This window comes from Streptomyces sp. NPDC048257 (assembly GCF_043201855.1).
Lineage (GTDB): Bacteria > Actinomycetota > Actinomycetes > Streptomycetales > Streptomycetaceae > Streptomyces.
Map to the genome: position 1 here is coordinate 184257 of NZ_JBICZI010000008.1, position 23905 is coordinate 208161.

A 23905-nucleotide genomic window follows, 5' to 3' on the forward strand; every position below is an offset into this window, starting at 1 on the left:
GGCACATGCATAAGAGGCGTGAGCACCGCGAAAGGATTCACCCGGATCCACCGGAGTTCACCCCAGGGCCGGGTCCACCACCGTCTCACCCCGCGAGGCCCGGCGGATACTGTCCGCCAGGTCCTCGACCTGGCCGTCCCGCAACACCAGTCCCGCCGCGCCCGCGGCGAGGGCGGCGTCCGCGAGGCCCGGGTGCGCCGAGCCCGTGAGGACCAGCACCCGGCACTCCGGGTCGTCGGCCAGCAGGCCGGTCACCGCCGCGAGCTCCTCCACCAGGGCCACCGCGGGCCGGGCCATCGGGTCCCGTACGACCTCGATGTCCGGCTGGAGGCCGAGCTGCAGCGCCAGGGCCGGATTCGGCGGCTCCAGCAGGACGCGCAGGGCCCGGTGCTCCCGGTGATCAGCAGGCATTTCGTCCACGCGGGCAGGGTATTGCCCAGCCCCCGGCGGGGCGCGCAACACGCCCCGCACGGAGTGGATCTGACGTGAAGTCAAGAGTCTTCCCAAGTGCGGGGGCGTGCGTTATACATTCCCTCACCGGGTCGGGCCTAGAACGCGTTCTAGAACCGGCCCTCGCATACGACCTCGGTGCGGCCGACGGTGCGGACGGCCGCACCGAGGTCTTCCACGGCTCTTCCACGGCCCCGGTCCTCCGACAACAGGGAGCAGCACCCCCATGCCGATCGATGCCGCCAAGGCCCTCGCCGCCGACCCCCGCCCGGGGGACATCGGCTGGGACCACAAGGACGTCCAGCTCTACCACCTCGGTCTCGGCGCGGGCCGGCCGGCCACCGACCCGGACGAGCTGCGCTACACCCTCGAGTCCAAGCTCCACGTCCTGCCCAGCTTCGCGACCGTCGCCGGCGCCGGCATGGCCATGCTGGGCGGCCTGGGCGCACCCGGGATCGACGTGAACCTCGCCGCCGTCCTGCACGGAGGCCACTCCATCGAGCTGCACCGGCCCATCCCCGTCAAGGGGCGGGCCACCTCCAGCTCCAAGGTCGCCGCCGTCTACGACAAGGGCAAGGCGGCCGTGATCGTGCTGCGCTCGGAGGTCGCGGACGCCGACGGGCCGCTGTGGACGAGCGACGCGCAGATCTTCGTGCGCGGGGAGGGCGGCTTCGGCGGTGAGCGGGGGCCCTCGGCCAAGGAGGACCTTCCCGAGCGTGCGCCCGACCGTACCGAGGAGCGGCACATCCGCGAGGAGCAGGCGCTCCTCTACCGCCTCTCCGGCGACTGGAACCCGCTGCACGCCGACCCCGAGTTCGCCAAGGCGGCCGGCTTCGACCAGCCGATCCTGCACGGCCTGTGTTCGTACGGAATGACCCTCAAGGCCGTCGTCGACACGGTCCTGGGCGGGGACGTCTCCCGGGTCTGCGCCTACCGCACGCGCTTCGCCGGGATCGTCTTCCCCGGCGAGACCCTGCGCATCCGGATGTGGGAGGAGCCCGGCCGTGTCCTGGTGTCGGTGACGGCCGCCGACCGGGACGACGCGCCGGTCCTCGCCGACACCGTCGTCGAGCACGCGTAGGCGCGAGAACGAGCACCAGCACGAGCACGAGCACAGACCGTACGAGACCCAAGGAGCCGCACCGTGCGCGCAGCACTGCAGAGCGAGATCGGCCAGGACAAGCTCGAGGTCGTCGACGACATGGAGGCCGTGGGCCTCGGCCCCGGCAAGGTGAAGGTCCGGATCAAGGCCACCGGTCTGTGCCACTCGGACCTCTCCGCGATGAGCGGCGTCCTGCCGCAGCCCGCCCCCTTCGTCCCCGGCCACGAGGGCTCCGGGGTGATCGCAGACGTCGGTGACGGGGTCACCACCCTCAAGCAGGGCGACCGGGTCCTCGTCTGCTGGCTTCCGCCGTGCGGCCACTGTCCGTCCTGCAAGCGCGGTCAGGGTCACCTGTGCCTGGCGAGCCTGGTCAACGCGGGCACCCCCAACTTCCGCCGCGCGGGCGGGGACATCTTCGGCTTCGCCGCGACCGGCACCTTCGCCGAGGAGCTCGTGGTCGACGCCGCGTGCGCCGTCCCGATCCCCGACGACGTGCCCTTCGACATCGCCGCGCTCATCGGCTGCGGGGTCACCACCGGCCTCGGCGCGGCCATCAACACCGCCGAGGTGGAGGCCGGATCCTCGGTCGCCGTCATCGGCTGCGGCGGCGTCGGCATATCCGTCATCCAGGGTGCCAAGGTCCAGGGCGCGGCCCAGATCATCGCCGTCGACCCGGTCGAGTCGCGGCGCGAGGCTGCGCTGAAGTTCGGGGCCACCGAGGCGGTCGGGCCGGAGGCCTTCGACGACGCCAAGAACCGCATCACCGGCGGCGAGGGCTTCGACTACGTCTTCGAGGTCGTCGGCAAGTCCGCCACCGCGCAGACCGCGTACAAGATGACCCGCCGCGGCGGCAGCGTGGTCATCGTCGGCGCCGGCGCACTGGACGACAACTTCCAGATCGACATGTTCTCGCTCTTCTTCGACGAGAAGAAGATCCTGCCGTCGATGTACGGCGGCGGGGACGTGCTCCGCTCCTACGAGCGCACCATCACGCTGTGGCGGGCCGGCCGGGTGGACCTGGCGAGCCTGATCACGCACCGGGTACAGCTCGCCGAGATCAACGACGCGCTCGACCAGATGCGTACCGGCGTGGCCCTGCGCACCTGCATCGAACTCTGACCGCTGACGCTCTGAGAACTGCGAGAGGAACGCTACGGATGTCACTCCCACTTGAGGGGCTCTCCGCCATCGTCACGGGCGCGGGCCGCGGGCTCGGCCGGGCCGAGGCCATCGAACTCGCACGGCTCGGCGCGAGCGTGGTCGTCAACGACTTCGGCCAGCCGGGCCGGGACGGCTCCGGGGAGGCCTCGGCCGCCCCGGCGGAGGAGGTCGCCGCGGAGATCCGCGCGGCGGGCGGCCGGGCGGTGGCGCACCTGGGCGACGTGGCCGACTTCGAGCAGGCGCGGGAGCTGGTCGAGCTGGCGGTGTCGAGCTTCGGGAAGCTGGACGTCCTGGTCAACAACGCGGGCATCCTGCGCGACCGGATGGTCTTCTCGATGTCGGAGGAGGAGTGGGACTCGGTGATCCGGGTCCACCTCAAGGGCCACTTCAACACCACCCATTTCGCGTCCGTGCACTGGCGCGAGCGGTCGAAGGCGGCGGGCGGCCCGGTCTACGGGCGGATCGTCAACACCTCCTCCGAGGCCTTCCTCGGCGGCTCGGCCGGGCAGCCGAACTACGCGGCGGCCAAGGGCGGCATCGTGGGCCTGACCACCTCGACCGCCCTGGCGCTCGCGAAGTACGGGGTGACGGCCAACGCCATCTGCCCGCGCGCCCGTACCCGGATGACCGAGGACGTCTTCGCCGGCTTCGAGGTCCCGGAGGACGGCAAGCTGGACGCCCTGGCCCCCGAGCACGTCTCACCGCTCGTCGGATACCTGGCCTCGCCCGCCTCCGCCCAGGCCAACGGCCAGCTGTTCGTCGTGCACGGCGGCATCGTGGTCGTCATGGAACGCCCGAAGGTGGCAGCCAAGTTCGACACGGCCAAGGAGTCCTTCTCGTACGAGGAGCTCGACGAGCTGCTCACCGCGCACTACGCGTCCCGCCCGGCGAACGAGACCTTCGCCGCGACAGAGGTACTGGGCCTCAAGCACGCCTGATCGACAAGACACCCCCTACCGCCCGGCCAGCGGAGCCTGCTGGAGGGGGACCGGGCGGGGGGTGGTCGCCGCGGGCGGGTCCAGGACCACCGGCGGGGGAGGGGAGACCGGCAGGTTCATGCCGACGATCCCGCAGGGCACCTCGGGGGTCGCGTACGGGAGGTGCAGGCGGCCCTGCGGGCTCCACAGGCCGCTCCCGCCGAGCCAGCCCGCCGGGGCGCCGAGCCGGAAGACGTGCCGGTCGGCCGGGCGCCACAGGCCGATGTCGCCCTCGGGCAGCCGCAGCGCCACCCCGCAGGTCTCCGGCATCAGGGACTGCCCCGGCTGGACCGCGAACGGATACGCGTCCCCCAGCCGGGCCAGGCACTCCGGGAAGCGGACGGGCCGGGAGCTGCCCGACACCCCCCAGCCCAGGCGCGGTGCGCCCGGCGCGTCGGAGCGGATCAGCAGCAGCCCGCTGTCCGGGTCGGCCAGCAGCAGCCGGTCGTCGCTGCCCTCGGCGATCTGCAGCAGCGGGGAGACGTCACCGCGGCCCAGGTCCACGGCGACGGACTTGGTGATGCCGTCCAGCTCGCGGTCCAGGGCCAGCAGCCGGCCCGCCCGGTCCAGCCACACGCCGCCGGAGCACCGGCCCGGGATCCGGGCGACGGGCTGCGGTCCGAAGGGGGCCCCGGCCACCTGCCAGACCGTGGTCACGGTGTCCTCCGCGGCCAGGGCGAAGGCCCCGGATCCGTCCGGGGACGGCGGGAGCAGGCGTACCCGTACGCCCTCCTGCGCGTCGACCCCGCCCAGGGGGAGCTCCCCGGTGCTGGGCCCGTCCTCGGCGCCCGTCGGGTACAGCAGCGCGAAGGCGTGGCGGTCGGCCACCCGCCGGTGGATCAGCACCCGCCCGTCCGTGAGGGGCAGCACCTCGCTGCCGGCGTCCTCGGGCTGCGCGAGCGGCAGCGGTACCGCATAGGGCTCGGGCCCGCCCAGGGTCCAGCGCTCCGCGTAGAGCGCCTCGCCCTCCCCGGCCAGCCGGGCGGCGTACGAGCCGTCCGCGGCGATGGTGAACGCGGCCGCGGTCGTCATTTCGATGGCACAGACAGTCATCCGTGGTCACCTCCGGGGTGGAAGCTAGTTTTCGGGCATCGCGGCGAACAACACCACCAACACCGCTTCACACATACGGGTGTCCGCACGGCGATTCGTGCGTGGTGGGCGGGGCGATTGTGCTGTGCGATATCGGGGCGTATGGGGTGAGACGCAGTGAGGGCCCCCTCACCCGCGGTGCCGGACGGCGCTGACCGGGACGCTCGCCCCGGACGGTAGCCTTGGCCCGTGCCCCGTCTCTCTGAAGTCATCGCCGCGCTGGACGCTCTCTGGCCCCCCTCGCGGGCCGAGCAGTGGGACGCCGTCGGGACCGTCTGCGGCGACCCCGACGCCGAGGTCACCCGGGTCCTGTTCGCCGTGGACCCCGTCCAGGAGATCGCCGACGAGGCGGTCAAACTGGGCGCCGACCTGATCATCACCCACCACCCCCTCTACCTGCGGGGCACCACCACCGTCGAGGCCGGCACCTTCAAGGGCCGCGTCGTGCACACGCTGATCAAGAACGACATCGCGCTGCACGTCGCCCACACCAACGCCGACACCGCCGACCCCGGCGTCTCCGACGCCCTCGCCGGCGCCCTGGACCTGCGGATCACCGGACCGCTCGTGCCCGACCCGAGCGACCCGGAAGGCCGCCGGGGCCTGGGCCGGATCTGCGAACTGGACCACCCCGAGACCCTGCGCGAGTTCGCCGCGCGCGCCGCGGCCTGGCTGCCGCCGACCGCCCAGGGCATCCGCGTGGCCGGCGACCCGGACATGCCGGTCCACCGCGTCGCCGTCAGCGGCGGCTCCGGCGACAGCCTCTTCGAGCAGGTCCGCGCCGCCGGCGTGGACGTCTTCCTGACCGCGGACCTGCGCCACCACCCGGTGTCCGAGGCCCGCGAGCAGAGCCGCCCGCTCGCCCTCGTCGACGCCGCCCACTGGGCCACCGAGTGGCCCTGGTGCGCACAGGCCGCCGCGCAGCTCGACGCGATCTCCGAGCGCCACGGCTGGGGTCTTCGCACCCACGTCTCGCGCACGGTCACCGACCCGTGGACGGCCCACGCGCCGTCCGTCACACCCCCTTCTATCTCTGGAGCCCCCAACTGAACGCCGAGCCCGCCGACCAGATCCGACTTCTCGACGTCCAGGCGCTGGACGTCCGGCTGTCTCAGCTCGCCCACAAGCGCAAGTCGCTGCCCGAGCACGCCGAGCTCGACTCGCTCACCAAGGACCTGGCGCAGCAGCGCGACCTGCTCGTCGCCGCCCAGACCCAGGCGAGCGACACCGCGCGCGAGCAGACCAAGGCGGAGCAGGACGTGGACCAGGTGCGCCAGCGCGCCGTCCGCGACCAGCAGCGGCTCGACTCGGGCGTGGGCGTCTCGGCCCGGGACCTGGCGAACCTGCAGAGCGAGGTCGTCTCCCTCGCCAAGCGCCAGGGTGACCTGGAGGACGTGGTCCTGGAGGTCATGGAGCGCCTGGAGGGTGCGCAGGAGCGCGTCACCGAGCTCACCGAGCGCGTCTCCGCCCTGGAGGCCAAGGTCACGGACGCCACCGCGCGCCGTGACGCGGCCACCGCCGAGATCGACGCTGAGGCCGCGAAGATCACCAAGGACCGCGAGGTCATCGTCACGTCCATGCCGGGCGACCTGATGGCGCTGTACGAGAAGATCCGCGTCAAGCAGGGCGGGGTCGGCGCCGCGCGCCTGTACCAGCGCCGCTGCGAGGGCTGCCGGCTGGAGCTCGACATGGCCGAGGTCAACGAGATCAAGGCCGCGGCCCGCGACCAGGTCGTACGTCACGAGAACTGCGGCCGCATCCTGGTCCGTACGGCCGACTCGGGCATCTGATGCCACAGTTTGTCGTGGAGGCGGACGGAGGTTCCCGGGGCAACCCGGGGCCCGCCGGCTACGGCGCGGTGGTGCTCGACCCGGCGACGGGCGAGACGCTGGCCGAGCGTGCCGAGTACATCGGCGTCGCGACGAACAACGTGGCCGAGTACAAGGGCCTGATCGCCGGGCTCGCGGCGGCCCGTGAACTGGCCTCCGACGCGCAGGTCCTGGTCCGGATGGACTCGAAGCTGGTCGTCGAGCAGATGTCGGGCCGCTGGAAGATCAAGCACCCGGACATGAAACCGCTCGCGGCCGAGGCCGCGCGGATCCTGCCGCGCGCCCAGGTGACGTACGAGTGGATCCCGCGCGAGCGGAACAAGCACGCGGACCGGCTCGCGAACGAGGCGATGGACGCGGGCAAGCGCGGCAGGCAGTGGGAGCCGTCGTCCTCCACGGCGGCCCTCGACCACGGCGCGGCGCGCGCCCTGGCCACCCCGCCGCCGGGCCCGCCCGGGGATGCGGCGAAGGGGGCCGCGGCCGTCCGCGCGGCCCTGGCCGCGGCCTCCGGAGCCCCGGCCGCGGCGGCCCCGGAGCTCGCCGGCACGCTGTTCGCCGACGCCGAGGCCCTGGCGGACGCGATCGAGCCCTGCCTGGACTCCGACGCCCCGGCGGTGGCGACCGGTACCGGCTGGGGCCCGGACCTGGGCGCCCCCGCGACCTTCGTGCTGCTGCGGCACGGCGAGACCGCCCTCACCCCGCAGAAGCGCTTCTCCGGCAGCGGCGGCAGCGACCCCGAACTGTCCGCGGCCGGCCGCCGCCAGGCCGCCGCCGTGGCCGAGGCACTGGCCGCCCGCGGCACGATCCAGACGGTCATCAGCTCCCCGCTGCGCCGCTGCCGCGAGACCGCCCAGGCGGTCGCGGACCGCCTCGGCCTCACCGTGACGGTCGAGGAAGGCCTGCGCGAGGTGGACTTCGGGGCGTGGGAGGGCCTGACCTTCGCCGAGGTGCAGCAGCGCTTCCCGGACGACCTCCAGGCCTGGCTGGACTCCCCGAAGGCGGCCCCCACGGGCGGCGGCGAGAGCTTCATGTCCGCCACCCGCCGGATCTCGGCGACCCGCGACCGCCTGCTGTCGGCCCACGCCGGCCGCACGGCCCTGCTGGTCACCCATGTGACCCCGGTCAAGATCCTGGTCCGCCTGGCCCTGGGCGCCCCGCCGGAAGCCCTGTTCCGCATGGAACTCTCCGCGGCCTCCCTCTCGGCGGTGGCCTACTACGCGGACGGCAACGCCTCGCTCCGTCTCCTGAACGACACGTCCCACCTGCGTTAGGCCGCGCCGCGTCAGGGCGGGGGCTTGAGGTGGCCGAGGGCTTCCACCGCCCGGGCGAGGGCGCGGGCCATGTTCCGCGCCTCGGCCCGGGCGGACTGGACGGCGTGGTCCGCCTGCCGCGTGTGAGAGTGCGGCTGTCCTCCGTCCGGGGCGGCCCAGGCGCCGTTCTCGATCCGTCGCACGTGGCGCTCCAGATGCTGCAACGCGTCGTCGAGGTGACGGGCGAGGGCGAGCAGGCTCCCCGTCACGGCGGCGGTCTCCGCGGGGCTCGCGCAGCCGCCGCGCAGGTCGGCGGTCGCTTCGGCGAGCTTGCGTATGTGGGCGGCGGCGGTCGCGGCGGTTTCGGCGGCAGTGGGGTTTTCGGTCATGAGGGTGAGCGTGCCCCATGACGTGGCCCTCCGAGGGGCGTTCGCTCAGGCTGCCGCGACCGGGGCGGCCGCCGGGATCTTCGGCGGCACCCCGAACGGGAGTGGAAGCGGCAGACGAGCCGGCCTGTACGCCGGGTTCTGTCGCCCGGGGACCTCGCGGTCGCCGGGGAGACGGCCATCCATCTAGGACCGGTGTTGCCACCGGCCTCGTGCGGTCTACCCGCGAACTCGGGCGGGCAGCCCTCGAGCGTTCGCGCAGACCCGTCCGGGGACGGATCCTCTTGACCTTGCTCCGGGTGGGGTTTACCTAGCCGCCTGAGTCGCCTCAGGCGCTGGTGGTCTCTTACACCACCGTTTCACCCTTACCGGGGGCCGAAGCCCCAGGCGGTCTGTTTTCTGTGGCACTGTCCCGCGGGTCACCCCGGGTGGCCGTTAGCCACCACCCTGCCCTGTGGAGCCCGGACGTTCCTCGGCGGGATCCAGGATCCCGACGCGGCCGCCCGGCCGACTCGTCTGCCGTGGCGACCATGTTACCGGCTGTCCCGTAGCGGCTTGACCTTGACGCAACGGCAGGGTTTCTACTGGGGGCATGCGGATCGGAGACTGGAGGCCCGGGTCCTGTACGGCCTCTACGCCGCCGGGCGGGCCCGCGGCGCCGGGCGGCGGGCCGCCGGGCGGGCGGCTGTCCGGGCCGTGGTCCCGGTGCAGCTCAGGCGCCTGGTGCTGCACGAGCTGCGCGCCACCGCCGCCCTCGGCCGGTGGGCCGTACGCGGAAGGCACGGGGTGCGCCCCGGGGACCTCGCCGCCGCGTACACCGGACCGCAGACGGCCATGATGTACGGGATGCTCTTCGTGTCGGTGATCGAGACCGTCGGCCTGGCCGTGCTCATCCCGTGGCCGGCGGTGCACCGGGTGGTGCTCGTGCTGGACGTGTACGGGGTCCTGTTCTTCCTCGCGCTGCACGCCGCATGCGTGACCCGGCCGCACGTCGTCCGTCCCGACGGGCCCCTGCAGATCCGCTACGGGGTCCTCTTCGACCTCGCCGTGCCGCCGGACGCGGTGGCCTCGGCCCGCGTGGACCGCCGCTACCCCGAGGGCCGGCTGGTCACGCTGTCCGAGGTCGGGGTGCTCGACCTCATCGTCGGCAGCCAGACCTCCGTCACCGTCGAGCTGAACCGGCCCCTGACCTTCACCCGGCCGCTCGGCGCCACCGGCGAGGCGCGGACCATCCGCTTCCACGCGGACGACCCGCGCGCGCTGGTCACCGCCCTGCGCCGGCAGCCCGCCCCCTCTTGGCCCGCGCCCTCTTAGACCGGTGCGAACAGGATCTTCGAGGTGCCCGGGTCGGCCGCCGCCAGCCGGACCCGGATCCGGTCGCCCAGGGGCAGCTCCAGGGTGGCGGACTCGACCCGGCCGACCACCGCCGGGTCCTCCAGGTGCACCGTGCCGACACGCGGCTCCCGTTCCTTGACGTCGATGACCGTCGCCTCGAAGGTCTCCCCGACGCGGTCCCTCAGCACGGCGGCCTCGACGAGGTCCACGCACTCCCGTTCCACCGTGTTCGCCAGCCGCATGCCCTGCGCCATCTCGTCCGGGAGCGCGGGGAGCGCCGCCACCGCCCACTCCGGCGGCTCGGTCCCGGCCGCCGCTGCCACGCACAGCTCCCCGCCGTACCGGTCGACGAGCCGGCGCAGCGGCGCCGTGCAGTGCGTGTACGGGGCCGCCACCGCGGAATGGATGGCCAGGTCGGGGGTCTCGCCGTCGGTGAAGGCGGTGTAGCCCGCGCCGCGCAGCAGGGCCGTGCATTCCTGGAGGAAGGCGGCGTGGGCGGGGCGGTGCGGGTCGAGCGAGCGCACGAGTTCGGCGTACGGGACGTGGTGCGGCCAGTCGATCCGCAGGGCCTTCGCCGACCGCCGGAGTCTGCCGACCGCGCCGTCGGGGGCGCTGGGCAGCGTCCGCAGGATGCCCGTGCCGGTGGCCAGCATCAGATCGGCCGCGGCCATGCCGGTCATCAGGGAGAGCTGCGCGTTCCAGCCGTCGGCGGGCAGCGGGGCGCGGTAGGCCAGGGAGTACGTGCCGCCGCGCTCGACGACCTCCTGCTCGGGCACGTTGAGGGAGATCCCGCCGCGCTCCTGCTCCAGGGCCTCACGGAGCCGGCCGACGTCCTTCAGGAGGGCGAGCGGCTCCTCCGCCGTGCCGGTGTCGATGGCCTTCTGGACGCCGTCGTAGTCGAGTCTGGCCCGGCTGCGGATCAGCGCGCGGCGCACGTCCACGGTCTCGACCCGGGCGTCGGGGTCCAGGTCGAACCGCCACACCAGCGCGGGGCGGATCTGGTCCGGCAGCAGGCTGGCCGCGCCCTCCGAGAGGACGGCGGGGTGCAGCGGGACCTTCCCGTCGGGGAAGTAGAGGGTGGTCACCCGGCGGTGGGCCTCGGCGTCGAGCGGGCCGCCGGGGGTGACGAAGGCGGCGACGTCGGCGATGGCGTAGTGGACCCGGTAGCCACCGCCGCCGGAACGCTTCGCCAGGTGCATGGCCTGGTCGAGGTCGACGGAGGCGGGCGGGTCGATGGTGAAGAAGGGGATGTCCGTGCTGTCGACATCCGGGAGCCGGGGGTGCGCCGCCGCCTGCTCGGCCTCCGCGAGGACCGCCTCCGGGAACGCCTCGGGCACCTCCAGCTTCGTCCGCAGTTCGCGCAGAGCGGCCCGCAGAGCAGCCCCGTCTGCGCCGGTCATGTGCATCTGACGGCGTGGCATGCGTCGAGCCTAGGGGTGACGGGCCCGGACGGCACCCGGACGGGCACCCGGACGGGCACCCGGACGGCACGGCGAGCGGGGGGCGGCGGGCGTCTACCCTGGCTCGGGGGCCGCACCCCCTGCGACGTCGTACTGAAGGAGATCCACCGTGCTCGTGCTGCTGCCGCCGTCCGAAGGAAAGGCCGCCGGCGGCTCCGGCGCACCCCTGAAGCCGGAGGCGCTGTCGCTGCCCGGTCTGGCCCCGGCCCGTGCGGCGGTGCTGGAGGAACTGGTCGAGCTGTGCGCGGCGGACGAGCCGAAGGCGCGCGAGGTGCTGGGCCTGAGCGAGGGCCTGCGCGGCGAGGTCGCCAAGAACGTGGAGCTGCGCACGGCGGGCGCCCGCCCGGCGGGCGAGATCTACACCGGCGTGCTCTACGACGCGCTGGGCCTGGCCGACCTGCCCGCGGCGGCGCGGGCGTCGGCCGAGGACGCGCTGCTCGTCTTCTCGGGGCTGTGGGGCGCGGTGCGGATCACCGACGCGATCCCCTCGTACCGCTGCTCGATGGGGGTGAAGCTGCCCGGGCTGGGCGCGCTCGGCGCGTACTGGCGGGGGCCGATGGCGGAGGTCATGCCGGAGGCGGCCGGGGACGGGCTGGTGCTGGACCTGCGGTCGGCGGCGTACGGGACCGCGTGGAAGCCGAAGGGGGAGGTGGCGGGGCGGACCGCGACCGTCCGGGTGCTGCACTCGCAGAGGGTGGACGGGGTGGAGAAGCGGTCGGTGGTGAGCCACTTCAACAAGGCGACGAAGGGGCGGCTGGTGCGGGACCTGCTGGTGGCGGACGCCTTCCCGGCTTCGCCCGCCGAGCTGGTCACGGCGCTGCGGGACCTGGGGTACGTGGTCGAGGCCGAGGCCCCCGGCAAGGCGGCGAAGGCCTGGTCGCTCGACGTGGTCGTGACGCAGATCCACCACTGAGCCGGGCGCGGCGCCGTTGCCGGGGGCGCTGCCCCCGGACCCCTGCGCCTCAAACGCCGGCGGGGCTGGAGGATCCGGGGCGCTGCGCCGGACCTCGCGCGTCAAACGCCGGCGGGGCTGGAGATCCCGCGCCGGCGGGGCTGGAGATCCCGCGCCGGCGGGGTGCACGGCTTCAGCCGCGGCCCAGGGGCCAGGCGACCGTGGCCGGGGTGCGGTCCGTGGTGTCCGCGTACGCGGCGCAGGCGTCCGTCAGGGTCTCCAGGAGCGTGAGCGGGTCCGGGAGGGGATGTTCCATGCCGCGGAGCCAGGTCACCGCCTGGTCACCGGACAGGGCCGCCGGCGGGACCAGGACGTAGCTGCCGCGGCAGTGCCAGCGCAGGCCCGGGTGTTCGTCCATCGTCTCGGGGTGGCAGTCCAGTTCGCACGGCCACCACTCGTCCTCGTCCTCGGGGGTGCCGCGGGTGGCGGTGAAGAAGAGCATCCGGGCCTGTTCGCCGGTGCCGCTCGATTCGGCGACGGGGCCGACCTCGATCCCGGCCTCGAGCAGGCGGGCCAGCGCGCCCGTGCCGGCCTCCAGCGGGACGTCGAGCACGTCGTGGACCATGCCGGTCGCGGTGATGAAGTTGGCCTGGGGCTGGTTGCGCGCCCAGCGTTCGACCTGTGCGCGGTCGGTGGTCGACTGGGTCTGCCAGGCGAAGGAGAGGGGGTGCCGTGCGGGGGTCGGACAGCCGATCCGGTCGCACGAACATCGGTATCCGGCGGGATGGGCGGCGGGGGCGAGCGGCAGGCCCGCGGCGGCGACGGCCAGGAGGAGCGCCTCGCGCTCGGCTCCGAGGTCCTCGGCGATGGGTTTCTGCCGCCGGCGCAGCCACTGGGAAATCCTGCTCTGCTCGCCGCGTTTGACGCGGCCGGACTCAGACCCCATCTATCCCCTCACCTCACCGTATCCCCGGCGGACCAACCCATCGTCCCACCATCCTGAGCCCTGGGTGACCGCTCTTGACGACCGGGGGGTCGGAGATGCGTGACCGGAAACCCCGACATAACCACGCGATCAGGCCAAATGTTCTCGGCCGGTCTTCGGATGGCTCCCCGCTAGCGGTCGGTGACGTTGGCCACCCCGCCCAGTACCCCGTCCACGAGCGCGTCGGTGTAAGCGTGCGTCAGGGGAGCGGTGCGCAGCAGCCAGCGGTAGGTCAGCGGCCCCAGCAGCATCTCCACCGTCAGCCGCAGGTCCGTGTCCGGTGCGAGCTGGCCGGCCTCCCGGGCGGCGTGCAACCGCGCCTCGTACAGGGCGAGCTGCGGCTCCAGCAGCTGCTCGGTGAAACGGGCGCCGAGTTCGGGGTCGGTGGCCCCGGCCGCGGTCAGGGCGCGCGCGGGGGCGTCGTACTTCTCGTCGTTGAACTCGTCGACGGTCGCCCGCAGTACGTGCTTCAGGTCGGCCGCGAGATCCCCGGAGTCGGGGAAGCCGGTCCACTCGGCCTCCGTCTCCGCGTCCCCGGCGAGGGCGAGCGAGGCGTCGAGGAGGACGGCGGCCTTCGACGGCCACCAGCGGTAGATGGTCTGCTTGCCGACGCCCGCGCGGGCGGCGATGGCCTCGATGGTCAGCTTGTTGTAGCCGACCTCCCCGACGAGGGCGAGCGCGGCGTCGAGGATGGCCCGCCGGGAGCGGTCGCTGCGGCGGGTGGCGTCAGGGGTCTTGGGCATGGCCCGAAACTATCAAAGCGAGACGTCTCGTCTTTCCATAGGTTTGCTTAAACCACCCGATCAGTTCACTGTGCTGTTCGGGTGGAGGAGAGACGATTCTCTCCAGCACTCGTCCCGAGTCGTGGAAGTCGTGAGGAGCCTTCTTTGCGCAGAGACGCCACACCCCGGCGCTACCTGATGTGCCCACCCGCACACTTCAAGGTCACGTACTCCATCAATCCGTGGATGGATCCCACGAAACCGGTGGACCTGCCCCTCGCACTGGCCCAGTGGGAAGACCTGAGGGACCGCTACCGCGCCCTCGGCCACACCGTCGAAACCCTCGAACCCGATCCCGCGCTGCCGGACATGGTCTTCGCGGCGAACGGCGCCCTCGTCGTCGACGGCCGGGTCCTCGGGGCCCGGTTCGCCTACCCGGAACGGGCCGCCGAGGCCGAGATCCACCTCGACTGGTTCCGTGGCAACGGCTACTCCGACATCCACGAGCCGTCCCACGTCAACGAGGGCGAGGGGGACTTCGCGGTCACCGCCGGCTACATCCTGGCCGGCCGCGGCTTCCGCTCCAGCCCGCTCTCGCACGACGAGGCCCAGGAGTTCTTCGGCCGCCCGGTCATCGGCCTCGACCTGGTGGACCCGCGCTACTACCACCTGGACACGGCGCTCAGCGTCCTCGACGGCGACGAGATCATGTACTACCCGGACGCCTTCTCGCCCGGCAGCCAGGGAGTGCTCAGGCGGCTCTTCCCGGACGCCCTGATCGCCGACGGCCGGGACGCGGCCGCCCTCGGCCTGAACGCGGTCTCCGACGGCCTGCACGTCCTGCTCCCGCAGGCGGCGACCGGACTGCTGGCGCCGCTGCGGGACCGGGGGTTCGAACCGGTCCCGATGGACCTGGGCGAGCTGCTCAAGGGCGGCGGCAGCGTGAAGTGCTGCACGCAGGAGCTGCGGCCCGGCCTAGGCGGCCCGGCCTAGGCGGGGGGCCAGGCCTGGCCCCAGTCGGCGTCCCGTGCGGCCTTGTAGAGGTCACCCTGGCGCTTGGTCACATTGACCCGGGTCAGGCCCTCTTCCTCGGGGCCGCACAGCTCCAGCAGGACGAGCCCCTTCCGGATCTGCGGCCTCCGCGTGATCCGGGAGGCGGCCGGCTCCGTCGGGAAGCGGGTCGCGGCGACGTAGCTGAACTTCTCGTCCTCGTACGGGAGCGAGCCTCCCTTCACCTGGCGGTGCAGGGAGGACCGGCTGACCCGCGCCGAGAAGTGGCACCAGTCCTGGCCGACCTCGATCGGGCAGGTCCCGTCGTGCGGGCACGGGGCGGCGATCCGCAGCCCCGCCTCGATCAGCTGGTCACGGGCCTCGCGGATGCGCAGGTACCCCTCCGGCGTGCCCGGCTCGATCAGCACCACCGCCTGGCCGGCGCGTGCCGCCTCGGCGACGACGGCCTGGCGGGCCTGCGCGGTCAGCTCGCCGAGTACGTAGGACACGGTCACCAGGTCGGCCTCGGGGAGGCTCAGCGCCGAGCCGATGACCGCCCGCCGCCAGGCCGCGGCGCGGAGCACCTCCGAGGTGGAGGCCGCCGCCAGCTCCCGGCCGAGGGCCAGCGCGGGCTCCGCCCAGTCCAGCACCGTGGTCTCCCGCGGGCCGTCCCAGGTGGCGTCCACCGCCCAGGTCGCGGCGCCCGTGCCGCCGCCCACGTCCACGTGCGAGCCCGGAGCCCAGTCGGGCGCGGCCTCGGCCAGGCCGTCGAGGGCGCCCCGGACGGCCTCGAAGGTGGCCGGCATCCGGTACGCCGCGTACGCCGCCACGTCGGAGCGGTCGCGGAGCACGGGCGCGTCGGTCGGGGTCTGCCCCCGGTAGCTGGCGATGAGCCGCTCGACGGCGGCGGAGGCCTGCTTCGGGGGGAGGCCGTCGAGGAGTCTGCCGAGCGTGCTGCGGAGGGTTTCGGCGGTGGTGGGGGCGGAGGCGTTCACCTGCGAAGTTTATGCCGCCGCGGGGTCGGCCCCGGCCCCTGCCCGGGGGCGGGGGCGGGGGCAGAGCCGAGCAGCCGGGCTGCGCCCCGACCTGGGGCTCCGCCCCAGACCCCGCGCCTCAAACGCCGGCGGGGCTGGAAGAGCGCGCCTCAAGCGCCGGCGGGGCTGGAAGAGCGTGCCTCAAGCGCCGGCGGGGCTGGAAGAGGCGGGGCTGGTGTGGTTCTGCCACGGGCGGCACAGGGCGAGGAAGGCGGTGAGGGCGAGGAGGGCGCAGGCCAGTTGGACCAGGGCCATCGGAACCGCCGTGTCCTCGCCCGCGATGCCGACCAGCGGTGAGGCGATCGCGCCGACCAGGAACGAGGTGGTGCCCAGCAGCGCGGAGGCCGATCCGGCCGCGTGCGGGGTGCGCATCAGGGCCTGCGCGTTGGTGTTCGGCAGGACCACGCCCATCGCCGACATCAGCACGAACAGGGCGGCGGCGATCGGGGTCAGCCCGACCTTCCCGAACACCCCGGTCGACATCAGCAGCAGGGCCACCGAGGCGGCCGTGACGACCGCGAGCCCGACGGCCAGGCACTTGTCGAGACTGACCCGGCCCACCAGCAGCTTGCCGTTGACCTGGCCGACGATGATCAGGCCGACCGAGTTGAGCCCGAAGAGCAGGGAGAAGGCCTGGGGCGAGGCCCCGTAGATCTCCTGGATCACGAAGGGCGAGGCGGAGATGTAGGAGAAGAGCGCGGCGAAGGCGAAGCCGCCGGTCAGGGTGTAGCCGGCGAAGACGCGGTCGCCCAGCAGCTCGCGCATGGTCCGCAGGGCCGAGCCGACGCCGCCGGTGTGCCGCCGTTCGGGCGGCAGGGTCTCCCCGAGGCCGCGCCAGACCATCAGGGTGAGCACCGCGCCGACGACGGTGAGGACGACGAAGACCCCGCGCCAGTCGGCGAAGCGGAGCACCTGGCCGCCGATCAGCGGGGCGATGATCGGGGCGGCCCCGGATATGAGCATCAGGGTGGAGAAGAAGCGGGCCATCTCGTCGCCGTCGTACAGGTCGCGTACGACGGCCCGTGCGATGACGATCGCGGACGCGCCGGCCAGGCCCTGCAGCAACCGGAAGGAGATCAGCAGCTCGGCGGTCGGGGCGAGGGCGCAGATCGCGGTCGCCAGGACGTAGACGACCATGCCGATGAGCAGGGGCCGGCGGCGGCCCCACTTGTCGCTCATCGGGCCGATGACGAGCTGACCCAGGGCCATGCCGGCGAGGCAGGCGGTGAGGGTGAGCTGGATGGTCGCGGCAGGGCTGTTCAGGGCATCGGTGACCTGCGGCAGGGCCGGCAGGTACATGTCCATGGACAGCGGGGGGAGGGCGGTCAGCCCGCCGAGTATGAAGGTGACCAGAAGGCTTGTGCGGCGTGCGGCCGTCAGGGACACCGTGGTGGTGGGGGCAGAGGGCGAATCGGGCGACGAGTCGTGCGAGGCGGCCGTCGCGGGGCCTCTCTCCGACATGCGGAACTCCAGTCTTCTCATCTGATCTACGCACCCCTGAGCGACCCATGCTCTCAGCAATCGGAACGTCCGGGGACCGGGGCGCCGTGTGACGTACCCTGCGGCCCCATGGACGAACGTACGAAGAAGATCGCGGTGGTGACCGGGGCAGGATCCGGAATCGGCCGCTCGGTGGCCCTGACCCTGGCCGCGGCCGGCTGGGGCGTGGCGGTGGCCGGCCGCCGGACCGAGCCGCTCGAGGAGACCGCCAAGGCGGCCGGCGACGGCGCCGACGTGCTGTGCGTACGGGCCGACGTGAGCGACCCGGACGACGTGAATCGGCTGTTCGAGTCGGTCCGCGCGCGGTACGGGCGCCTCGATCTGCTCTTCAACAACGCGGGCACCTTCGGGCCGGGCGGCGTCCCGCTGGAGGACATCGGCTACGAGGCCTGGCGCTCGGTCGTCGACGTCAACCTGACCGGCGCCTTCCTGTGCGCGCAGGCCGCCTTCCGGCAGATGAAGCAGCAGGACCCGCAGGGCGGCCGCATCATCAACAACGGCTCCATCTCCGCGCACGTGCCGCGCCCCCACTCCATCGCCTACACCGCGACCAAGCACGCGATGACGGGCCTGACCAAGTCCCTGTCGCTGGACGGGCGGCCGTACCGGATCGCCTGCGGCCAGATCGACATCGGCAACGCGGCGACCGAGATGACCGAGCGGATGCAGACCGGCATCCTCCAGGCCAACGGGCAGCTGGCCGTCGAGCCGGTGATGGACGCCGCCGACGTGGCCCGCACGGTCCTGCACATGGCCGAGCTGCCGCTGGAGGCGAACGTGCAGTTCGCGACGGTGATGGCGACGGCCATGCCGTACGTCGGCCGCGGCTGACGGCGGGGGACCGGGCGCGGGAATGGCCTTCGGGCGGCCGCGGTTGAGCCGGTCATGACGACCGAAGTTCTGCGCTACACCGCCTTCTCCCACGACCCGGAGGGCGGCAATCCCGCCGGGGTCGTGCTCGACGCCGCCGCACTGGACGAGCACGCCATGCTGGAGATCGCCGCCGGGCTCGGCTACAGCGAGACGGCCTTCCTGACCGCACCCCCCGAGGGGTTCGGCGGTGCGGAGGGCCGGTCCTTCACCGTGCGCTACTTCAGCCCGAAGGCGGAGGTCCCCTTCTGCGGGCACGCGACCGTCGCCACCGCCGTCGCGCTGGCCGAGCGGATCGGGCCCGGGGAGCTCCTGTTCGCCACCCGTGCGGGGACCGTACCGGTGTCCGTCACCTCCGAGGACGGGCAGCTGCGGGCCACGCTCACCAGCGTCGAGCCGCACACCGAGGAGATCGGTGCGGAGGACCTCGCCGAAGCGCTGGCCGCGCTGGACTGGCCCGAGGCCGACCTCGACCCGGCCCTCCCGCCCGCCCTCGCCTACGCCGGAGCCCGGCACCTGGTGCTCGGCGCCCGCACCCGGGCCCGGCTCGCGGACCTCGCCTACGACTTCGCCCGGCTGGAGGCCCTGATGCGGCGCCTGGACCTCACCACGGTCCAGCTGGTGCACCGGGCGGGCCCGGCGGAGTTCAACGTACGGGACCCCTTCCCGGTGGGCGGCGTGGTCGAGGACCCCGCCACGGGAGCCGCGGCGGCCGCCTTCGGCGCGTACGCCCGTGAGTTCGGCCTGGTCCCGGCGGACGCCGTGCTCACCCTCCACCAGGGCGCGGACATGGGCCGCCCCGGCGTGCTCACCGTGGAACTGCGCGAGGGCGACCCGCGGGTGCGGGTCGGCGGCGCGGGGGTCCGGATCCCGTGAAGGTCCTGACCTGCCGCGAGGCCGAGGTGCCGGCGGCGTCCGCCCGCCAGGTCGCCGCCCTGGAGGCGGCCGCCTGGCCGGGGGTCACGCCGGGCCACGACCCGGCGCTCCACCCGCGGACGATGCTGCTCGTGGACGGGAACGGGACGGTGGCCGCCGCGCTGTCGCTGCTGCACAAGCCGATCCCGCTCGCGGGCCGCACGTACCGGGCCGCCGGACTCAGCTCCGTGGTCACCCGGACGGAGCTGCGCGGCCGCGGACTCGGCGGCCGGCTGGTCGCGGCGGCCCGCGCCGAGCTGGCGGCGGACCCGGCCGTCGACCTGGCGCTGTTCAGCTGCGACCGGCCCCTGGCGCCGTTCTACGAGGCGGCCGGCTTCGCGGTGCTGCCCGGCACGGTGCTGGTGGGCGGGACCCCGGAGGATCCACTGGCCACCGACGCCCCGGGCTTCGACAAGGTGGTGGCGGCGGCGTTCTTCACGGACGCCCCGGGCCGGGACCGCGCCGCCTTCACGGGCGTCCGCGTCCCGCTCCACCCCGGAAACACCGACAGGCTGTGGTGAGGGGCCCGCGAGCCCTTCACCACAGCCTGTGAGTCGCCTGCCGCCGTCGTCAGTGGGCGGGCGTGGAGCCCGAGTCCGCGGTGTGCGCCTTCTGCGCGCCCGCGGGGCGGCCGCGGTCGACGAGGAACAGCGTCAGCACGGGGACCAGGTACAGCAGCCACACGGTGAGCTGGAGGACGGTGGGGTCCGCCTGGAAGTTGAAGACGCCCTTGAGCAGGGTCCCGTACCAGCTGTCCGGCGGGACCGTCTCGCTGATGTCGAAGGCCTTGTTGCCCAGGCCGCCCAGGAAGCGGGCCTCCTGGAGGTCGTGGACCCCGTACGCGAGCACGCCGGCGGCGACGACCACCAGCATCGCGCCGGTCCACCGGAAGAACTTCGCCAGGTTGATCTTCAGGGCGCCCCGGTAGAAGAGGTACCCGAGCACGACCGCCGTGGCGATGCCCAGCAGCACACCGATCAGCGGCGCCGAGGAACCCTCGCCACTGGCCCGTACCGACGCCCACACGAACAGCGCCGTCTCCAGGCCCTCCCGGCCGACGGCCAGGAACGCGGTGGCGACCAGCGCCCCGGTGCCCATGGCCAGCGCCGTGTCGAGCCTGCCCTGCAGCTCGCTCTTGAGGTGGCGGGCGGTGCGCTTCATCCAGAAGACCATCCACGTCACCAGACCCACCGAGATGATCGACAGGGTGCCGCCGAGCAGCTCCTGCGCCTCGAAGGTGAGCTCTTGGGTGCCGAATTCGAGCATCGCGCCGAAGGCGAGGGAGAGCGCGCAGGCGATCGCGATGCCCAGCCACACGGGGCGCAGGGCGTCCCGCCGCTCGGTCTTCACCAGGTAGGCGACGAGGATGCAGACGACCAGGCTGGCTTCCAGCCCTTCGCGCAGGCCGATCAGATAGTTGCCGAACACGGCGGTTGTTCCTCTCCGGCGGGGACTACGCGAACAGCGTCCGGCCCCACCAGTCGTCCTTGTCGCGGACGCCCGGCGGGACGGCGAAGACGGCCGAACCCACGTGCTGGATGTATTCGTTGAGGACGTCGGACTTGGCCAGGTTGCGCTGGATCGGGACGAAGCCCTTGCGTACGTCGCGCTGGTAGGCGAGGAAGAACAGCCCCGCGTCCAGGCGGCCCAGACCGTCCGTGCCGTCGGTGAAGGAGTATCCGCGGCGCAGGATCGTCGCACCGTTGTTGGTGTCCGGGTGCGCGAGGCGGACGTGGGCCTCGGGCTTCATCGCCTTCAGGAACGGCTCGTCGCGCTCCTTGGACTTGCCGACCGGGGCGCCTTCGCCCTTGTCGCGGCCGAAGATGTCCTCCTGCTCCTGGAGCGGGGTGCGGTCCCAGGTCTCGATGTTCATCCGGATGCGGCGGGCCACCAGGTAGGAGCCACCCGTCAGCCAGTCGCTGCCGTCGCCCGCGCCGACCCACACGTGCTTGTCGAGGGCGGCCTTGTCGGTCCCGGCGATGTTCCGGGTGCCGTCCTTGAAGCCCATCATGTTGCGCGGGGTCTGCTGGTCCGGGGTGGTGGACGAGGTCTTGCCGAAGCCCAGCTGCGACCAGCGCATGGCGGTCCGGCCGAAGCCGATCCGGGCCAGCTGGCGGATCGCGTGGACGGCGACCTGCGGGTCGTCCGCGCAGGCCTGGACGCACAGGTCACCGCCGGAGCGGGCCGGGTCGAGGTTGTCGCCGGGGAACAGCTCCAGGTCCACCAGGGCGTCGGGCCGCTTGCCCTCCAGCCCGAACCGGTCCTTGGCGAACAGGCCCGGTCCGAAGCCGATGGTCAGGGTCAGCCGGGAGGCCTTGAGGCCCAGGGCCTCGCCCGTGTCGTCCGGCGGGGCCTCGGGCAGGCCCCCGAAGCCGCCCTCGCCGACCGGCAGACCGGCCGTCATCAGCCGGGCCGCCGCGGTCCACTCCTTGAGGAGCTTGACCAGCTCCGCGCGGTCCTTCGTCTTCACGTCGAAGGCCGCGAAGTGCAGGCGGTCCTGCACGGCGGTGGCGATGCCGGCCTGGTGCTCCCCGTGGAAGGGCACCGCCGCGCCGGTGGACGCCGCCGACACCATGTCCGGGTCGCTGCCGAACGCCGCGACCGCGCCGCCGGCCGCGGCGGCACCGAGCGCGAACCCGGCCCCGCCCCAGCCCAGCACCGCACGCCGCGAAGGTGCAATTCCGGCGCCATCCGCCTGCTGGGGCTGTTGCGCAGCCGACTCCGACTCCGTCATCGCCTTCTCCCGCCTCCGCCTGCCCTCGTCGTTCTCTACTTGGTGACCGCGGCGGCGAGCTTCGAGAGCGGCTCGGCCAGCGCGTTCACGCCGTCCGAGAGCTCCTTGCGCTCCGGCTCGGCAACCTTGTCGTACGAGGTGAACTCGTAGGTCGCCTTGTCCGCGCGGTACTTGTCCAGCAGCACGGTCAGAGCCGCGAACTGGGTGTCCAGCTGCTTGGTCAGCTCCGGGTCGTTCTTCGCGGCGATCGGCTTGAGCAGCTCGTACGCCTTCTGCGCACCCTCGACGTTGGCCTTGAAGTCGACCAGGTCGGTGTGCGAGTAGCGCTCCTCCTCGCCGGTGACCTTGCCGGTGGCGACCTCGTCCAGGAGCTCCTTGGCGCCGTTGGCGATCGAGGTCGGGGTGATCTCCGCCTGACCGACCTTCTTCTGCCAGTCGGTCAGGTCCGCGATCAGGGTGTCCGCGAGTTCCTTCTCCCGGTCACCGATCTTGGCGTCCACCCACAGGGCCTTCTCCAGTCGGTGCCAGCCCGTCCAGTCCTTCTCCAGGTCCTGGCCGGCCTCCAGGCCGTCCTCACGGACGTCGACCTTCGGGTCGATGTCACCGAAGGACTCCGCGACCGGCTCGGTGCGCTCCCAGCCGATGCGCGAGCCCGCGTAGAGCTTCTTCGCACCCTCGACGTCGCCCGCCTTGACCGCGTCCGCGAAGGCCTGCGCCTTGGGGAGGGTCTCCTCGGCCTGCGCGACCACGTACGCGCGGTAGGCGGCGACCGCGGCGTCCATCTCCGGGCTGCGCTTCTCCCCGCCGCCCTGGCCGGTGGCCTTGACCTTCTGGGCGATGCCGTCGCCCTTCATGCCGGGCTTGCAGACGATCTCGTAGTCGCCCGCCTTGATCTCGGCGGTGATCGAGGCCTTGGTGCCGGGGCCGATGTTCTCGCGCTCCGTCACGATGCGGGCGTCCGGGAACAGGACGTAGACCTCGGTGACCTTGGAGCCCTTGTTCTCGACGTCGATCTGCACCTTGCCGGAGGGGAACTCCGTCTTCGACACCTCGCAGGCGCTGTCGGACGCCGCCACCTTGATCACGTCGTCGCTGCCCGCGTCGCTCTTCTGGGAGCAGCCGGTGACAGCGGTCAGAGCGGCCGCCACGGAGGCTGCGGCGATGACGGTGAGGCGAGCGGGGCGCATATGGAGGCTCCTGGCGTCGGGCGAAGGGGCCGTCCCGAGGAGGGAGAGGCCGACGAGGCGGACCTAACTTAACCGAGGCTTACCTCACCCATACGCCCGCGTACCGTGATTCAGCTCATAGCTGTTCGCTCCGGACACGGCCCTGTCACGGGCCCTCCACGAGAGGCCCATGGCATGGTCAAGCGGAGGTCAAGCCGGATGGCCGGGCCGTACGGGGATTACCAGCGGAGCCCCGGTGCGCGGGTGCGGGAGGACCTCCACCGGCTGCCGGTAGACCCGGCTCAGCAGCTCGCCGTCGAACACCTCGGCCGGCGGACCGGCCACGGCGATCCGCCCGTCGTGCAGGACTGCGGCGCGGTCCGCATAGGCGGCGGCCAGTCCCAGGTCGTGCAGGACGACGACGACCGCGTCTCCGGCCGCGGCCCGCTCCCGGCAGATGCGCAGCACGAGCTCCTGGTGGCGCAGGTCGAGGGCGGCGGTGGGCTCGTCGAGCAGCAGCAGCGGGGCTCGCTGGGCCAGTACGCGGGCCAGCGCGACCCGGGCCCGCTCGCCGCCGGACAGGGCGGAGAAGGGGCGCGCGGCGAAGTCGGTGACCTCGGTGGCGGCCATGGCCACGGCCACCGCCTCGTCGTCGGCCTCGGCGAGGGGGGTGCCGGCCCAGGGCGCGCGGCCCATCCGTACGACGTCCTCCACCGGGAAGGGGAAGGACAGCGCGGCCGACTGGGGGAGTACGGAGCGGCGCAGCGCCAGGTCCGGGGCGCTCCAGTCGCCCAGCGGGCGGCCGTCGATCCGGATCACCCCGGAGGCGGCGGGCAGATCGGCGGCGAGCGCGCCCAGCAGGGTGGACTTGCCCGCTCCGTTGGGGCCGACCAGTGCCAGCACCTCGCCGGCCCGGGCGGTCATGTCGATACCGGCGAGGACCTCACGCTGTCCGAGCCGGACGTGCAGGCCCACGGCCTCGGCGACGGCGTCGCCGCGGGCGGGGCGGGCCGGGACGGTCCTTCGTGTGCGGGTGAGCAGCCCCGTCAGCCTGC

General features: G+C 73.2%; 24 protein-coding genes and 1 other RNA gene. 12 read left to right on the plus strand and 13 right to left on the minus strand.

All coding sequences use genetic code 11. The annotated features are described in order from the left end of the window. Positions 1-57: 57 nt before the first annotated feature. On the minus strand, positions 58-411 hold the full coding sequence (locus ACGFZK_RS18950) for a DNA-binding response regulator (RefSeq protein ID WP_393850080.1): 354 nt from the start codon (positions 409-411) through the stop codon (positions 58-60). Between the two features lie 265 nt (positions 412-676). Between ACGFZK_RS18950 and ACGFZK_RS18955 the strand changes: the two genes are divergently transcribed. The 3 genes from ACGFZK_RS18955 to ACGFZK_RS18965 all read left to right on the plus strand — a co-directional run bounded on the left by ACGFZK_RS18955 (position 677) and on the right by ACGFZK_RS18965 (position 3651). Next, positions 677-1531, plus strand: coding sequence for a MaoC/PaaZ C-terminal domain-containing protein (locus ACGFZK_RS18955; protein WP_393850002.1), 855 nt, complete (start codon positions 677-679; stop codon positions 1529-1531). A gap of 63 nt (positions 1532-1594) precedes the next feature. Then, a complete protein-coding gene (locus tag ACGFZK_RS18960) occupies positions 1595-2671 on the plus strand; it encodes a Zn-dependent alcohol dehydrogenase (RefSeq protein ID WP_393850003.1) in 1077 nt (358 codons plus the stop codon). A gap of 38 nt (positions 2672-2709) precedes the next feature. After that, positions 2710-3651, plus strand: a complete 942-nt coding sequence (locus tag ACGFZK_RS18965; RefSeq protein ID WP_393850004.1) for a 3-oxoacyl-ACP reductase — start codon at positions 2710-2712, stop codon at positions 3649-3651. Positions 3652-3666: 15 nt separating this feature from the next. On the opposite strand, the gene ACGFZK_RS18970 is transcribed toward ACGFZK_RS18965, so the two are convergent. Beyond that, positions 3667-4743: a hypothetical protein gene (locus ACGFZK_RS18970; RefSeq protein ID WP_393850005.1), complete on the minus strand. Its 1077-nt coding sequence runs from the start codon at positions 4741-4743 to the stop codon at positions 3667-3669. A 228-nt stretch (positions 4744-4971) separates the two neighbouring features. Here ACGFZK_RS18970 and ACGFZK_RS18975 point away from each other — a divergent pair, with 228 nt between their 5' ends. Genes ACGFZK_RS18975 through ACGFZK_RS18985 form a run of 3 tightly spaced genes read left to right on the plus strand, consistent with a single transcriptional unit; the run spans position 4972 to position 7882 of the window. Continuing rightward, positions 4972-5832, plus strand: coding sequence for a Nif3-like dinuclear metal center hexameric protein (locus ACGFZK_RS18975; protein WP_393850006.1), 861 nt, complete (start codon positions 4972-4974; stop codon positions 5830-5832). Beyond that, a complete protein-coding gene (locus ACGFZK_RS18980; protein ID WP_393850081.1) occupies positions 5829-6572 on the plus strand; it encodes a zinc ribbon domain-containing protein in 744 nt (247 codons plus the stop codon). Before ACGFZK_RS18975 ends, ACGFZK_RS18980 begins: the two co-directional genes overlap by 4 nt. Further along, positions 6572-7882 carry a bifunctional RNase H/acid phosphatase gene (locus ACGFZK_RS18985; protein WP_393850007.1) on the plus strand — a complete coding sequence of 437 codons (1311 nt, stop codon included), beginning with the start codon at positions 6572-6574 and terminating at the stop codon, positions 7880-7882. Before ACGFZK_RS18980 ends, ACGFZK_RS18985 begins: the two co-directional genes overlap by 1 nt. Before the next feature lie 11 nt (positions 7883-7893). Here ACGFZK_RS18985 and ACGFZK_RS18990 read toward each other — a convergent pair whose 3' ends face one another. Together ACGFZK_RS18990 and rnpB are read right to left on the minus strand one after the other, a co-directional pair. Next, entirely contained in the window at positions 7894-8250 is a 357-nt protein-coding gene (locus ACGFZK_RS18990; RefSeq protein WP_393850008.1) for a hypothetical protein, read from the minus strand. Positions 8251-8361: 111 nt separating this feature from the next. Beyond that, an RNA gene (rnpB, locus tag ACGFZK_RS18995) (RNase P RNA component class A) lies at positions 8362-8762 on the minus strand. A 40-nt stretch (positions 8763-8802) separates the two neighbouring features. On the opposite strand from rnpB, the gene ACGFZK_RS19000 reads away from it, so the two are divergent. Then, complete coding sequence (locus ACGFZK_RS19000; protein ID WP_393850009.1) at positions 8803-9561, plus strand: hypothetical protein; 759 nt, start codon at positions 8803-8805, stop codon at positions 9559-9561. Here ACGFZK_RS19000 and ACGFZK_RS19005 read toward each other — a convergent pair. Beyond that, entirely contained in the window at positions 9558-11003 is a 1446-nt protein-coding gene (locus tag ACGFZK_RS19005; protein ID WP_393850010.1) for an RNB domain-containing ribonuclease, read from the minus strand. The genes ACGFZK_RS19000 and ACGFZK_RS19005 overlap by 4 nt on opposite strands. A 148-nt stretch (positions 11004-11151) precedes the next feature. Here ACGFZK_RS19005 and yaaA point away from each other — a divergent pair, with 148 nt between their 5' ends. After that, positions 11152-11955, plus strand: coding sequence for a peroxide stress protein YaaA (yaaA, locus tag ACGFZK_RS19010; protein WP_393850011.1), 804 nt, complete (start codon positions 11152-11154; stop codon positions 11953-11955). Between the two features lie 172 nt (positions 11956-12127). On the opposite strand, the gene ACGFZK_RS19015 is transcribed toward yaaA, so the two are convergent. Both ACGFZK_RS19015 and ACGFZK_RS19020 read right to left on the minus strand, forming a co-directional pair. Beyond that, on the minus strand, positions 12128-12880 hold the full coding sequence (locus ACGFZK_RS19015) for a bifunctional DNA primase/polymerase (RefSeq protein ID WP_393850012.1): 753 nt from the start codon (positions 12878-12880) through the stop codon (positions 12128-12130). Between the two features lie 170 nt (positions 12881-13050). Continuing rightward, positions 13051-13662 (minus strand): TetR/AcrR family transcriptional regulator, encoded by a 612-nt coding sequence (locus ACGFZK_RS19020; RefSeq protein WP_393850013.1) that lies wholly within the window; start codon positions 13660-13662, stop codon positions 13051-13053. A 144-nt stretch (positions 13663-13806) separates the two neighbouring features. Between ACGFZK_RS19020 and ddaH the strand changes: the two genes are divergently transcribed. Then, complete coding sequence (ddaH, locus tag ACGFZK_RS19025) at positions 13807-14634, plus strand: dimethylargininase (protein WP_393850014.1); 828 nt, start codon at positions 13807-13809, stop codon at positions 14632-14634. Here the strand turns inward: ddaH and ACGFZK_RS19030 are convergent. Then, on the minus strand, positions 14631-15626 hold the full coding sequence (locus ACGFZK_RS19030) for a small ribosomal subunit Rsm22 family protein (protein WP_393850015.1): 996 nt from the start codon (positions 15624-15626) through the stop codon (positions 14631-14633). The two genes, ddaH and ACGFZK_RS19030, sit on opposite strands and share 4 nt — an antisense overlap. Positions 15627-15806: 180 nt before the next feature. Then, positions 15807-17126 carry a Bcr/CflA family multidrug efflux MFS transporter gene (locus tag ACGFZK_RS19035; RefSeq protein WP_393850016.1) on the minus strand — a complete coding sequence of 440 codons (1320 nt, stop codon included), beginning with the start codon at positions 17124-17126 and terminating at the stop codon, positions 15807-15809. Positions 17127-17234: 108 nt separating this feature from the next. Between ACGFZK_RS19035 and ACGFZK_RS19040 the strand changes: the two genes are divergently transcribed. Genes ACGFZK_RS19040 through ACGFZK_RS19050 form a run of 3 tightly spaced genes read left to right on the plus strand, consistent with a single transcriptional unit; the run spans position 17235 to position 19471 of the window. Beyond that, entirely contained in the window at positions 17235-17996 is a 762-nt protein-coding gene (locus tag ACGFZK_RS19040; RefSeq protein ID WP_393850017.1) for an SDR family oxidoreductase, read from the plus strand. A 54-nt stretch (positions 17997-18050) separates the two neighbouring features. Beyond that, a complete protein-coding gene (locus tag ACGFZK_RS19045) occupies positions 18051-18911 on the plus strand; it encodes a PhzF family phenazine biosynthesis protein (RefSeq protein ID WP_393850018.1) in 861 nt (286 codons plus the stop codon). Continuing rightward, positions 18908-19471, plus strand: coding sequence for a GNAT family N-acetyltransferase (locus ACGFZK_RS19050; protein ID WP_393850019.1), 564 nt, complete (start codon positions 18908-18910; stop codon positions 19469-19471). Before ACGFZK_RS19045 ends, ACGFZK_RS19050 begins: the two co-directional genes overlap by 4 nt. A gap of 49 nt (positions 19472-19520) precedes the next feature. Here ACGFZK_RS19050 and efeU read toward each other — a convergent pair whose 3' ends face one another. The 4 genes from efeU to ACGFZK_RS19070 all read right to left on the minus strand — a co-directional run bounded on the left by efeU (position 19521) and on the right by ACGFZK_RS19070 (position 23891). After that, positions 19521-20378 (minus strand): iron uptake transporter permease EfeU, encoded by an 858-nt coding sequence (efeU, locus tag ACGFZK_RS19055; protein WP_393850020.1) that lies wholly within the window; start codon positions 20376-20378, stop codon positions 19521-19523. A 25-nt stretch (positions 20379-20403) separates the two neighbouring features. After that, entirely contained in the window at positions 20404-21684 is a 1281-nt protein-coding gene (gene efeB / locus ACGFZK_RS19060; protein WP_393850021.1) for an iron uptake transporter deferrochelatase/peroxidase subunit, read from the minus strand. A gap of 35 nt (positions 21685-21719) precedes the next feature. Then, entirely contained in the window at positions 21720-22871 is a 1152-nt protein-coding gene (gene efeO / locus ACGFZK_RS19065; protein ID WP_393850022.1) for an iron uptake system protein EfeO, read from the minus strand. Between the two features lie 189 nt (positions 22872-23060). Continuing rightward, positions 23061-23891 (minus strand): heme ABC transporter ATP-binding protein, encoded by an 831-nt coding sequence (locus ACGFZK_RS19070; RefSeq protein ID WP_393850082.1) that lies wholly within the window; start codon positions 23889-23891, stop codon positions 23061-23063. Positions 23892-23905 lie beyond the last annotated feature (14 nt).

Coding starts and splice junctions, on each gene's coding strand:
- ACGFZK_RS18950 (WP_393850080.1), bottom strand. CDS start 411: ATGCCTGCTGATCACCGGGAGCACCGGGCCCTGCGCGTCCTGCTGGAG.
- ACGFZK_RS18955 (WP_393850002.1), top strand. CDS start 677: ATGCCGATCGATGCCGCCAAGGCCCTCGCCGCCGACCCCCGCCCGGGG.
- ACGFZK_RS18965 (WP_393850004.1), top strand. CDS start 2,710: ATGTCACTCCCACTTGAGGGGCTCTCCGCCATCGTCACGGGCGCGGGC.
- ACGFZK_RS18970 (WP_393850005.1), bottom strand. CDS start 4,743: ATGACTGTCTGTGCCATCGAAATGACGACCGCGGCCGCGTTCACCATC.
- ACGFZK_RS18985 (WP_393850007.1), top strand. CDS start 6,572: ATGCCACAGTTTGTCGTGGAGGCGGACGGAGGTTCCCGGGGCAACCCG.
- ACGFZK_RS18990 (WP_393850008.1), bottom strand. CDS start 8,250: ATGACCGAAAACCCCACTGCCGCCGAAACCGCCGCGACCGCCGCCGCC.
- ACGFZK_RS19005 (WP_393850010.1), bottom strand. CDS start 11,003: ATGCCACGCCGTCAGATGCACATGACCGGCGCAGACGGGGCTGCTCTG.
- ACGFZK_RS19015 (WP_393850012.1), bottom strand. CDS start 12,880: ATGGGGTCTGAGTCCGGCCGCGTCAAACGCGGCGAGCAGAGCAGGATT.
- ACGFZK_RS19020 (WP_393850013.1), bottom strand. CDS start 13,662: ATGCCCAAGACCCCTGACGCCACCCGCCGCAGCGACCGCTCCCGGCGG.
- ACGFZK_RS19035 (WP_393850016.1), bottom strand. CDS start 17,126: ATGTCGGAGAGAGGCCCCGCGACGGCCGCCTCGCACGACTCGTCGCCC.
- ACGFZK_RS19040 (WP_393850017.1), top strand. CDS start 17,235: ATGGACGAACGTACGAAGAAGATCGCGGTGGTGACCGGGGCAGGATCC.
- ACGFZK_RS19045 (WP_393850018.1), top strand. CDS start 18,051: ATGACGACCGAAGTTCTGCGCTACACCGCCTTCTCCCACGACCCGGAG.
- efeB (WP_393850021.1), bottom strand. CDS start 21,684: ATGACGGAGTCGGAGTCGGCTGCGCAACAGCCCCAGCAGGCGGATGGC.
- efeO (WP_393850022.1), bottom strand. CDS start 22,871: ATGCGCCCCGCTCGCCTCACCGTCATCGCCGCAGCCTCCGTGGCGGCC.